This window comes from Microbulbifer maximicatervae (SeqCode), assembly GCF_056231245.1.
The window spans coordinates 1,576,896-1,588,974 of record NZ_CP174334.1 but is presented as its reverse complement, the minus strand read 5'-3'; the positions used below and the strand labels follow the sequence as shown (position 1 = coordinate 1,588,974).

The 12,079-nt window shown below is 44.3% G+C and carries 9 protein-coding genes; 4 read left to right on the top strand and 5 right to left on the bottom strand.

Features of this window, described 5'->3' with window-relative positions; translation table 11 throughout:
* Positions 1–43 precede the first annotated feature (43 nt).
* Both ACJJIS_RS06835 and ACJJIS_RS06830 read right to left on the bottom strand, forming a co-directional pair.
* Positions 44–1,423, bottom strand: coding sequence for an MFS transporter (locus ACJJIS_RS06835; RefSeq protein ID WP_475709795.1), 1,380 nt, complete (start codon positions 1,421–1,423; stop codon positions 44–46).
* Positions 1,424–1,463: 40 nt separating this feature from the next.
* Entirely contained in the window at positions 1,464–2,849 is a 1,386-nt protein-coding gene (locus ACJJIS_RS06830; protein WP_475709794.1) for an MFS transporter, read from the bottom strand.
* A gap of 199 nt (positions 2,850–3,048) precedes the next feature.
* Here ACJJIS_RS06830 and ACJJIS_RS06825 point away from each other — a divergent pair, with 199 nt between their 5' ends.
* From ACJJIS_RS06825 to ACJJIS_RS06810, 4 genes are all read left to right on the top strand, one after another.
* On the top strand, positions 3,049–3,519 hold the full coding sequence (locus ACJJIS_RS06825; RefSeq protein ID WP_444907828.1) for a hypothetical protein: 471 nt from the start codon (positions 3,049–3,051) through the stop codon (positions 3,517–3,519).
* A 197-nt stretch (positions 3,520–3,716) separates the two neighbouring features.
* Entirely contained in the window at positions 3,717–4,940 is a 1,224-nt protein-coding gene (locus ACJJIS_RS06820) for a hypothetical protein (protein WP_445361515.1), read from the top strand.
* A gap of 350 nt (positions 4,941–5,290) precedes the next feature.
* Positions 5,291–6,514 (top strand): hypothetical protein, encoded by a 1,224-nt coding sequence (locus ACJJIS_RS06815; RefSeq protein WP_475709793.1) that lies wholly within the window; start codon positions 5,291–5,293, stop codon positions 6,512–6,514.
* Positions 6,515–6,862: 348 nt separating this feature from the next.
* Positions 6,863–8,086, top strand: coding sequence for a hypothetical protein (locus tag ACJJIS_RS06810; protein WP_475709792.1), 1,224 nt, complete (start codon positions 6,863–6,865; stop codon positions 8,084–8,086).
* Positions 8,087–8,586: 500 nt separating this feature from the next.
* On the opposite strand, the gene ACJJIS_RS06805 is transcribed toward ACJJIS_RS06810, so the two are convergent.
* The 3 genes from ACJJIS_RS06805 to ACJJIS_RS06795 all read right to left on the bottom strand — a co-directional run bounded on the left by ACJJIS_RS06805 (position 8,587) and on the right by ACJJIS_RS06795 (position 11,986).
* Complete coding sequence (locus ACJJIS_RS06805; RefSeq protein ID WP_475709791.1) at positions 8,587–8,943, bottom strand: hypothetical protein; 357 nt, start codon at positions 8,941–8,943, stop codon at positions 8,587–8,589.
* Positions 8,933–10,366 (bottom strand): sulfatase-like hydrolase/transferase, encoded by a 1,434-nt coding sequence (locus tag ACJJIS_RS06800; protein ID WP_475709790.1) that lies wholly within the window; start codon positions 10,364–10,366, stop codon positions 8,933–8,935. Before ACJJIS_RS06800 ends, ACJJIS_RS06805 begins: the two co-directional genes overlap by 11 nt.
* 246 nt (positions 10,367–10,612) lie before the next feature.
* Complete coding sequence (locus ACJJIS_RS06795; protein WP_475709789.1) at positions 10,613–11,986, bottom strand: MFS transporter; 1,374 nt, start codon at positions 11,984–11,986, stop codon at positions 10,613–10,615.
* Between the last annotated feature and the right edge of the window lie 93 nt (positions 11,987–12,079).

Below are 12,079 nucleotides of genomic sequence, written 5' to 3'. Positions count from 1 at the left end.
CTGCACTTGCATATACATAAACCAATTGACATACAAAATGACGTTATGATTTTTCTTCCTTAGACCCTATAAATAAAACGCAAATAATAAAAGATAACATCGCCAAGTATGCGTTTAATGTAAATGCCTGACTAATCCCATAAGATATATCACCAGCCAATGCGACTATTGTGGTATTCAGGCCCAACCCCACTGCACCACCCGCTATTTGAATCATAAAGATTATTGCTCCGGCCAAACTTGCTCGGCGCGGATCAACAACCGATATTGCAAACGTGATTATAGTAGAATTGAATAAGCCAATACCCGCCCCCAAAATTAACAACCCGGGAACCAAGCGAATATATTGACCGTCCTGATAGATATGAGACAGCATATATAAACCTAAAGCCATTAATAGTGTTGCTATGGAGACAATTAGCTTGGCTCCCAGCACCTTATAGACATTACCAGCAACAAAACCAAATACACTAAATGCCAACATAAGTGGAACCAATCCCAGACCTGCTATTGTTGCAGAAGCTCCATGGACTTTACTTAAATATTGCGGGATAAAAAAGAACCCCGCATAGAAGAACTGGGCAATTAACAAAGCGACACAGGCTGCAGTGACAAAAGACTTGTTTCCTGCTACATCTGGAGGGATTAATGCCCCCTCAGCTGCTCTCCCCTCAACCAATATAAAGAGGCAAAACAAGAGAAAAAAAGCCATAAACAACCCAAACACTAGATAGTTTTTAAACCCCACATCGACTACAAAGTCGAAAGCAAGCAGAAGAGAGAATAGTGCCGATGACAGTAGAGCAACTCCTCGATAATCTAACTTCTCTATAGGCACATTTAACGAATCTGGTGGAATCACTCTGAAGCAAAGATAAAGAACCACTAGAGAAAGTGGTAAATTAATAAATAGAATCCATCTCCAGCTGATATAGTCAGCCAGGAAACCTCCCACTAATGGCCCTACAGAATTTGCTATACCGCATATCGTAATAATCAGTCCACCGGCCAACCCAGCATTCTTCGGTGTCATCAGACTGTACATCATCCCCAAAACAGACGGCCAAATCAGCGCACTCCCCGCCCCCATAAATGCACGGGAAACCAACAGCATCCCCATACTTCCAGCAATTCCGCCCAAAAACGAGAAAAACATGAAAATTAATAACCCGACAATAAATGTTCGCCTCCTACCATACATATCAGCCAGACGACCTCCTGAAACTATCAACACACCGCAAACCAATGCGTAAGCACTAATTACCCATTGACTCGTAGTCAGATCTGACTGGAACTCTTGTTCAACCACAGGCAGTGCCGGCGAAAATGCAGTGAAATCATTGGCCACAAGAAAGATGGCCAGGGACAGCGCGCCTAGACCAAGATATAGATTACTTTTCACCGAGGGCTTTTTATCAACCACACCTAAAAACTCGGCTTATTCTCAGTGAAAATAGCTGCCATTAACGAATCGTTTTTGTAGAATGACCAGAAAAGAAAATCATGGAAATCAAGAACCCAAGTAGTGCCAGATAAGCATCAACCACAAAGGCCCGCTCAATCCCAACAGCGATGTTGGGAGCCATAGCCAGTAAAGTCGCATTAACTCCCAACCCAAGGGCCCCGCCCACAAATTTAAACATATAGATAATCGACCCTGCCAAACTGGAATCACTGGGCTCAACTACGCTAATTGCCGCTGTAACAATCGTAGGGCTATATATGCCAATACTGCTGCCCACTATCAAAAGCCCGGGAAGGAAGCGAATATAAGATGCCTGGGGCTCAACAGCCGACAGTAGAAACAGCCCTACACACATACCCAAAGCACCAGCACAAATCAAAATCTTAGCGCCCAGACGCTCGTATAATGCGCCAGAAATATAGGCTACAACACCAGAGCTGACCATTAATGGTAGCAACGCCAACCCTGCCCCAAAGGCAGAATAGCCCTTTACCTTGATAAATAGCTGCGGGATATAAACCAGGGTCGCAAAAAATGCGATAGCAACAAAGAACATACTGAGTCCAGCGGCGATAAAGCCTCTGTTCTTTATCAATTCACCTGGAATTAGCGCGTTATTAGGATCAACAGTTTCAACAACAGCAAAAAATATCATGAGAAATATGGACAGTACCAATAGGCCCCACACATAGAAGTGGGACAAGCCATACTGAACCACCAGATCCATAGCAAGGAGGAAACTAAATAAAGACCCACAGAGGGTAATAACACCCCAATAGTCAATTTTCTTATTGCTTTTCTGCGTACTAGCTGGAGGATATTTGCTCCAACACAGAAGAATAACCAGCAAAGCAATAGGAATATTAATAAATAATATCCAGCGCCAGCTGGCAAAATCAGCCAACAGACCACCAATCACTGGGCCACTGGCATTGGCCAACCCCGTTGTAGTGAGAATCAATCCTCCGGCCAGCCCGGCCTTATCCCTGGGCAAGAGGGAGAAAACCATACCCAGGATGGCAACCCAGGCCAAGGCTCCCCCCAAACCCATCCATGCACGGGCGAATAATAGCGTTCCTATATTTCCCGCAAATCCACCTACAAGGGAAGATGCAGTAAAGATATAGATGCCGGTAATAAACATTCGCCGACGACCATAGATATCAGCCATCCTGCCCGTAGACACAATCAAAACACCATACACCAGGGTATAGGCGTTAACGACCCAATGAATGGTGGTGATATCGACATTGAATGTCTTTTGAATTGCAGGGAGTGCCGGCGAAAATGCCGTATAATCATTGGCAAGAAGAAATGCCGCCAGTAGCAGGGCAAAGAGCCCCCAGTAGTGAGTGGGAGTTAAAGAGCTTTCATTGGATGCCATCGATTAAATCTACAGGTACTTTATATCCAGTATGGTGTATTTGTTCCAACACCCACCCCAGCAAAGCCTCAATTCGTAATCAAAAATCAATATAATTCGAGCCACTATCACATTTACATGACAACAGCTAATGATTACCATTAATTAAGCTACATTCCACTTGAAAAAACAGATTTAAACGAGCTTCATCAATAAGTACATGCCTACAAATTATTACAAAGCGCCTAAGGCCAACCTGGAAAGTAAAACCACTCCTTCGCCCCAAACTATATCCTTCCTTATTGCCCTTAAAGCTACTGCGCTAACCTGTGTCGTATTACCAACTATTATTGCGGTTTTTTCCTTGCCAGGTGCTTCCGGAATTCAGATTCTTAATGGTACAGTCCCGATGCTGACATTGTATCTGATGACCACTCTGATATCCTTAATCGCCACACTAACCTACGGGAAGCTTATTGAGTACTTCCTGTTAAAGATGCAGAGATACAACCGAGTTTCTATGATGTTGGGTGGTGCTCTTCCAAGCATTCTCCTTTGCTGCGCAGGAATAGCAACAACAGAATCAGGTTTCTTCGGTCTCGCATTTATTATCGCTTTATACTCAATTCCCATTGCCTTTTTATGCCATTATTTTGTTGAAAAATCTGGCAAGGATGTAAAGAGCGCTTAAAGGAACCTGCCTCTTCCCCCCTCCCTCAGACGAAGAATTAAGAGCCTCCGATCACCTTTGGGAAATTCTTCTCAGAATATTGATAGTTAATTCCCAAGGAAAACACTCTGCCCATAATCAAAAATCGGAGGGTCATCCTATAACGTCATCCAATATCATTTTAACGATAGTGCTTTGGATGTCAGTGGTAGCTTTGGGTGAAAATAATTCAAGTAATTACCCAGGGATTTGAGAGCCGTCTTTGCCTAACCAGCTATTCAGCAGAGTCCCAAATCGACAAACAGGCAGTAATCCGCTTGATAGAACTTAATATGTTGATTTGTAAGGAAATAGATATGAAAACTTACGCCTCCATTGCTGCGGCAGTCGCTATAGCCATCAGTGGGCACGCTGCCGCCAATACAGTTATTCCCATTCAAAACGGTAATGGAAATTCAATAACAGCCAACCAGAATGATCCATCAACATCTGGTAATTTTGCAATACTTACACAAATCGGTGACAACAACTCAATGACCACATCTCAGCTAGTCAACACTACGAATAGTGTTATCAACAGCACCCAACTTGGCGACAACAACACTGTTTCATCGATTGATCAAACCGATGCCACTACATCGACTGTTACCGTACTGCAAAATGGCCAAACCAATTTGTTTAATGCGCTTCAAGTTAGCACTACTTCAAGTACTTCAACAACGACACAAACTGGCACCTCCAATCAATATACCACCGTACAAACTAATTCATCTTTAGATAACACCGTAATCACCCAGAATGGTGACTCAAACATGGGTTCCATGGTTCAGTCATCCTCCTCTGGGAATGGGCTTTTTATTACCCAGCTTGGAACAACTAATACCGCAGGAGCAGCTCAATCAACTGAGACTTCCGGCACCATCACGGTACTTCAAGATGGCACATCAAATATGTCGGGAAGTACACAATCTCTCGGAACAGGGAATACTCAAAGTACAACCCAGGTGGGAACGAGTAACACCTCATTAGTTCTTCAATTTACCAGTGTCGGAGATTCCGCTGAATTAATACAGGAAGGTGATTCAAACGATGCAGATATTGAACAAGATTTAGGCGCGGGCAATAGTCTCTACGCTGAACAGCTAGGCACCACCAATACGGTCATGACCTTTCAAACTGGTGCGGGTAACGATGGTGAAATTCTCCAGGATGGATTAAGTAACTCAGCAGATCTATCACAGGATGGCGACTTGCTCGTAGCCTATATAGAACAAATCCAGACTTCGAATACTGCAACAATTACCCAAACATCAACCAACAATAATGCCAGTACTATGCAGATGGGTTTCGCCAACACCCATGACACCACCCAGGCAACAAGTGGAAACTCAGCAACTGCTACCCAGCTAGGTACCAGTAATACAGGTACCATCTTGCAGTAATTCATCGGCCGGCTCCTGTGAGCCTCAAGCTGGAGCCGGCCATACCTGATGATATAGTGATATTTACTTTGCTATAGTAAATTTTTCAACAATTAAAGCCCCCAGGTTTTTCCCCGCCCCTATTTTAAATGCATAAAAGAAATGACTAACGTAATTAGTCACTTCTTTTTTATACAAGACAAGCTGCGATATCTGCCTGCAACTATCTCTTTAGGGATTTCTTCTCAGTAGATTGATAGTTATTTCCCAAGGAAAACACTCTGCCCATAATCAAAAATCGGAGGGTCATCCTACAACGTCATCCAATATCATTTTAACGATAGCGCTTTGGATGTCAGTGGTAGCTTTGGGTGAAAATAATTCAAGTAATTACCCAGGGATTTGAGGGCCGTCTTTGCCTAACCAGCTATTCAGCAGAGTCCCAAATCGACAAACAGGCAGTAATCCGCTTGATAGAATTTAATATGTTGATTTGTAAGGAAATAGATATGAAAACTTACGCCTCCATTGCTGCGGCAGTTGCTATAGCCATCAGTGGGCATGCAGCCGCCAATACTACCATTGTCATTCAAAACGGTAATGGAAATACAGCAACATCTAACCAGAATGATCCATCAACATCTAGTAACTTTGCAATATTTACTCAAACTGGCGACAACAACTCATCCACCACCGCTCAGACAATCAACTCTACAAACAGTGTTATCAACAGTACACAAATAGGTGACAACAACACTGTCGCCTCCATTGACCAGGAAAATAGTGCAACATCAGTTATTACTGTTGTTCAAAATGGACAAACTAATCTCTTTAATGCCATACAACAAAATACGACAACAAGCACTTCAACAACCACACAAAATGGCACATCGAATCGATTTGCAATTGTGCAAGGTGATTCAAACTTTGATAATATCGTTGTTACCCAGGCGGGAAATTCAAATGGCGGCACAATGATACAAGCCTTTACATCCAACGCATCCCAATTTATTACCCAGCTGGGAACCTCAAATCTTACCGGGGGCTCTCAAAGGAGCGAGACGTCTGGTGTTGTCACGATATTTCAAGATGGCACCACGAATAGGGCATTTTTTGGGAATGGGAGCGGATCTGAAAATGATCAAAACACCACACAGTTAGGCCTTAGCAATACATCAAGCACGAGACAATTCACAACACTCAACAACACCTCCAATCTGTTACAGAATGGAGACTCTAATGTTGCTGATATTGCCCAGGATTTTGGCTCAAATACCTCTATTGAAGTTATGCAGCTCGGCACGACTAACATGGTGATGACATTCCAATCAGGGTCAACTAATGAGGCAGAACTTGAACAAGATGGCCTCAGCAACACCGCAGACCTCTCTCAAGATGGAGACCTACTTGTAGCCTTTATGGAGCAGGTTGGAGATTCTAATGGAGCTACGATTACCCAAACCTCTACGATGAATACCGCTAGCGCCATGCAAATGGGCACGACAAACACCCATGACACTACCCAGGCAACAAGTGGAAGTTCAGCAACTGCAACCCAAGTGGGAACCAGCAACGTAGGTACCATCCTACAGTAATCCAAGGGCCGGCATCCGGGAAATTTCAACCGGAGCCGGCCATCCGAGAATCTCATGAATCTTGATTTTCAATTGAAAATCTACCAACCTGTTATGCTCCAAACCTTTCACTTCCAAATTTCCAACGAGTAAGAAAAGTAGTTAATTCGATTAGCCTCTGCCTATCTTGCTCATACAAAAATTTCAGACCAAACCTGTAGCCGTCTCTCTAAGCATTTATTCTCAGCATTTTGATATTTAATTCCCAAGGAAAATACTGCTCACCTGACTGAAAATCGTGGAGTCATCCTATTACATCACCCAATATCATTTTGACGACAGTGGTTTGTGTGACAGCGGAAACATTGGGTGAAAATAATTCAATTAATTACCCAGGGATTTGAGAGCCGTCTTTGCCTAACCAGATGTTCCGCAGAGTCCCAAATCGACAAACAGGCGGTAATCCGCTTGATGAAGATTAATATGTTGATTTGTAAGGAAATAGATATGAAAGTCTACACTTCCATTGCTGTGGTAGTTGCTATAGCCATCAGTGGGCATGCAGCCGCCAATACTACCATTGTCATTCAAAACGGTAATGAAAATACAACAACATCTAACCAGAATGATCCATCAACATCTGGTAACTTTGTAATATTTACTCAAACTGGCGACAACAACTCATCCACCACCGCTCAGACAGTCAACTCTATAAACAGTGTTATCAACAGTACACAAATAGGTGAGAACAACTCCGTTTCATCAATTAGTCAATTTGACACCACCACTTCAGCCATTAATGTACTGCAAAATGGCCAAACCAATCTCTTTTTTGCCATGCAAAGCAATACGATGACAAGCACATCAATAAGCACACAAAATGGTACATCTAATGAAATGGTAATTACACAATTTGAATCCAACTTAGATAATATGGTTGTTACCCAGACAGGAGATTCAAATATAGGCGTGCTCGGACAAGACCAAACATCTAATACTTCCCAAATCTTAAATCAGCAGGGAATCTCAAACGTAGTCGGAGGCATTCTAGCTAACGAGACGTCTAGTATTGGCATAATATTCCAAGATGGAACCTCGAATATTGCAGACTCTATTTTTGAAAATGGTTCGGGGAATTATCAAAGTACCATACAGCTAGGCCTTAGTAATACATCATTCACTAAGCAATCCTCTGCATTTAACAACACTTTTAATCTGCTACAGGATGGTGACTCTAATGATGCCCATGTTGTCCAGGAGTATGGCTCCGACACCTCCATTGAGGTCATACAGCTTGGCACAACTAACATGGTAATGACGGACCAGACTGGATCAACTAATGAGGCAGGACTTGAACAAGATGGCCTCAGTAACACCGCAGACCTCTCTCAAGATGGAGACCTACTTGTAGCCTTTATGGAGCAGGTTGGAGATTCTAATGGAGCTACGATTACCCAAACCTCTACGATGAATACCGCTAGCACCATGCAAATGGGCACGACAAACACCCATGACACTACCCAGGTAACAAGTGGAAATTCAGCAACTGCAATCCAAGTGGGAACCAGCAACGTAGGTACCATCTTGCAATAGTCCACTAGCCGGCCTCAGGAGACTGTCACCCTATGCCGGCCAACTTGGCCTTTGGCTTTCCGTAGAATTCTTCTCAGTATTTTACGCCGTCTGCGAACCTATCCACCTGTTTACAAGAACTATGGGGCTGCCCTGCAATATAGTGTCCTTAATGCCAACCATGGCTCACCATCTTCAAGTTTATTATCCGTCAATTTGTCACCAGGCTAAGAATTCACACATATGAGTGCACTTATAGAGTTAAGGAGCCTCTGAATAATTCCGTGATGCCTCTGGCTTGCAGAGCGGTTCACAATCAAGGCGCGACTTCGCAGGAATGTCTAGACCTTTCAAGAAGTTTCAACGCGGAGTGTGAATCGCTCTGCAAGCCCCGTAGGGCAGGTCCTGAAGGCTACAGCCATTCTCGGCGAGCTGCGCCTAACATCTGCAGCCCTCAAGGCCCGCAGAGATATTACGGAATTATTCAGAGGCTCCTTAAAGCTACATTTCCGGATTCAACTCTAGGGCCATGGATACTTACCAGTACCCTCCTTCTCAAACTGCTCTAACTTTTCTTTCGCTTGAGGCAAAAGATCATAGATTGGAGGGTTGTTGGATATAAAACCGATCTTGAATTGTGGGGGATACTTAATGAGTTCTTTCATGTAGTCCCCTGCTGTTGTCATCACCGGCACAAGCATTGGCAAATGACGCACACCGATACTGACATCTTCCTTAGGATTGGAATAAAGGTTAAATAATATTGCCCCACCACTCTCGACAAAGATAGGGCCACTAAACCCGCCCCAGTTACCTCTCTGTACAACACCATTCTCGATTTCTGCCGTCCATACATATTTGAATTCATCAATACGCATGGCCGAAAAAATACTGATTCATCGTATAGGGCCGACTACGGCGTGCAGACTGGCCATTATCCGCCAACAGCATTCCCGTTTGATCGATACCATCGATATATCGATCTTCACTAACAAAACTTGCCACCTCCCTACCGGGCTTGCCCGCTATTGAAATGGCTGTGTTAAAGAGATCAGCTAGATCAAACAACCCTTCAGTCCGGCGAGGCTTTATCATCCCCTTCCAATAGGCAAATGTCGGTACCCTCACACCACCTTCCCAGCTAGTACCCTTGCAACCCCGAAAAGGTGTTCGGCCATAGGGGGGAACCTCACACTCGGGACCATTATCCGAGGTGAAGAAAATCAGGGTGTTATCCAGCTGGTTTGTCTCCTGCAAAGCACTAAATATCTGCGCAAGTACATAATCCATATGCACCATACAGTCGCTATATACTGTACGAGCTCGCGATTTCCCTGCCCACTTATAAGATGGATAATTATCAAAGTGGCAACCTCGGGGGGCGTGATACAAAAAGAATGGCTTTTCAGAGCTTTTCATTTGCCTAATGAAATTTACACTGTAATCCATCCACTGGTCATCGAGCACCTTGATAGAGTCCAGGTCAATCAGATGGAGATCTTCACACCGCTCCGTGTCCTGCGGCGTGCAATGAACCTCACTATGACTAAATGGCTCCTTCTGCATCATGGCAAAGCGCTCTGGAGACAGCGCCACTTCTGGATTGAAATAAACGTCCCGCCATTCCGTATACATATCTGATACACCGAGAAACCCTCGGTAATCGTCATAACCAACATTCTGCGGTAGTGAGCCCTTATTCTCTCCCATATGCCATTTACCGACCCCCTGGGTCACGTAGCCTAACTTTTTGAGTACCGCCGGCATGGTTACTGCTCCGTCCAAGCCGCCAGCCTCACCATACATTGGGGGGCGTAGGATTCCATGGTGTAGCGGATTTTGGCCGGCATGAATCGTAGCCCGTGTTGGCGAGCATGAAGGTGTTGAATAGGCAGAGGTTAGAATAAGCCCCTCATTCGCCAATTTATCCATAGTGGGTGTGGCATTGCCGACAGCAATACCTCCACCATTAAAGCCAACATCCATCCAGCCCACATCATCAAGTAAGAAAATCAATATGTTAGGCTTTTTGCCAAACTTCTCCTCCAGAAGAGCCAGCTTCTGTCTAGCTTGCTTTTCCTCTTGCGGATGCTGGATTACGGGATACATATTGTCAGCCAGCTTTACAGGCTTTAAATGCAGAAATTGATCCGGATGGCTGTATCCTGGTGCAGAAGTTGGCCCCGTGGTACTTCCCCGTAAATTCTCTGCCAGAGCAATGGGGCCTGACACCATCAAGATTACAGCAAGAGATACAACAAGAGAATTATCAGCCAAGAACCGCAACCAAGACAATTTCATATCCGAGATCCATTTCGTATAAATTTACTATTAGCAATCTCTAAGAACTCAGCCCTTCCTGAGCCGCCAATATTAAACGGCTAACAACCCATACGAGTTAACATCGCTAATACTTGTTGAAGGATAGCCCCGACCACTCGCCTTATCCCTTGCAGTCAACATTTAGAGAGAATGAAAATAGGAAACACGCTCCTAAATACCGATAAGAAACCGTATTGCCTAAGAGGAATCTAAGCAGCGCGTCAATTACCTTCTCTGGGGCTCCTGAAAGAAGAAAATTGCAATCAAGAACCCTATAAGGACAATAAATCCATCTACCAGTAGTGCCCGGTTCACACCGGTGGCAATATCCGGCGCTGACGCCAATATGGCTGAATTGATCCCCAAACCCACAGCACCACCTAAAAAACGGAACATATAGACAACAGCACCAGATAAACTGGATTTACAGGCCTCCACAGAGGTAATTGCAGCGGTCACAGCGGCAGGGCTAAATATACCCAAGCCACTACCAATCAATAACATACCCGGTATAAAGACTGGGTAGACAATATGATTACCGTGAACCGAAAGCATGAAAAGCCCCAGACTCATCGCCAGGGCGCCTGAACAGAGCAGTAATTTGGGGCCAAACCGCTCATGAATTACTCCAGAAACAAATGCAAAAATGCCAGAAGAGACCATAGCTGGCAACAAAGCCAATCCGGCCTGAAATGCAGAATACTGATGCACGCTAATAAAAAGCAAAGGGATATAGACAAGGGTTGCAAAGAAGGCGATAGCGACAAAAAACACACTAACTCCTGATGTCATAAACACACGATTTCTCACCAAGCTCTCTGGAATAAGAGCATCATCTGCCATTCTAGCTTCAACAAAAGCAAAAGTTATCGCAGCCAATAAAGATATTGCCAGAAGACAGAAAACCAAGAGTCGAGAAATACCTGTCTGAGTTATTAAATCAAGAGCCAACAAAAACAGGAAAAGGGATACGGAGAGAGTTAACACGCCCAAGTAATCAATTCGTTCGTCTTTTTTTTCAAACTGCTCTGACGGGTACTTCAATACGTAAAAAACGACCACAAAGATAGCAATGGGGATATTTATAAATAAAATCCAGCGCCAGCTCAAAAAATCTGACAACACTCCTCCAATAACAGGCCCGCAAGCAGTAGCCACACCTAATGCAGCCAAAACAAAGCCCCCAACAAATCCTGCGCGATCAGATGGCAACAGTGTGTAAGCCATCCCTAGCATTGCCGACCAGGCTAATGCACCTCCCAACCCCATCAATACCCTGGCGATTAACAGTACCCCTACCTCACTCGCAAGCCCTCCCAATAGCGATGAGCAAGAAAAAATACCAACACCAATTAAGAAAACAGTTTCACGCCCATAGATATCCGCCAAACGTCCACTGGTCACAATAATGACTCCATAGGCCAGGGCATAGGCATTCACTACCCAGTGAACGAATGATATGCGGACGGAAAAGTCTTTGGCGATAGCGGGGAGAGCTGGTGAAAAGGCGGTAAAATCGCTGGCGATCAAAAATACTGATAAAAAGAGAACAAACAGTCCCCAGATTTGCCCCTCTGAGATCCCCTTCACTTTTGTCATTTTTACGATGCCAGCTCTCTAAGGTCCTACTTAGTGACACTCTAGTCCATGGGCTCAGAGGAAGAGTCTCACAGCTTGTATAGCTCCATATAT

Bases quoted from the DNA above. Each gene is read 5' to 3' on its own strand.
- ACJJIS_RS06830 (WP_475709794.1), bottom strand. From the start codon at position 2,849: ATGGCATCCAATGAAAGCTCTTTAACTCCCACTCACTACTGGGGGCTC.
- ACJJIS_RS06825 (WP_444907828.1), top strand. From the start codon at position 3,049: ATGCCTACAAATTATTACAAAGCGCCTAAGGCCAACCTGGAAAGTAAA.
- ACJJIS_RS06805 (WP_475709791.1), bottom strand. From the start codon at position 8,943: ATGCGTATTGATGAATTCAAATATGTATGGACGGCAGAAATCGAGAAT.
- ACJJIS_RS06800 (WP_475709790.1), bottom strand. From the start codon at position 10,366: ATGAAATTGTCTTGGTTGCGGTTCTTGGCTGATAATTCTCTTGTTGTA.
- ACJJIS_RS06795 (WP_475709789.1), bottom strand. From the start codon at position 11,986: ATGACAAAAGTGAAGGGGATCTCAGAGGGGCAAATCTGGGGACTGTTT.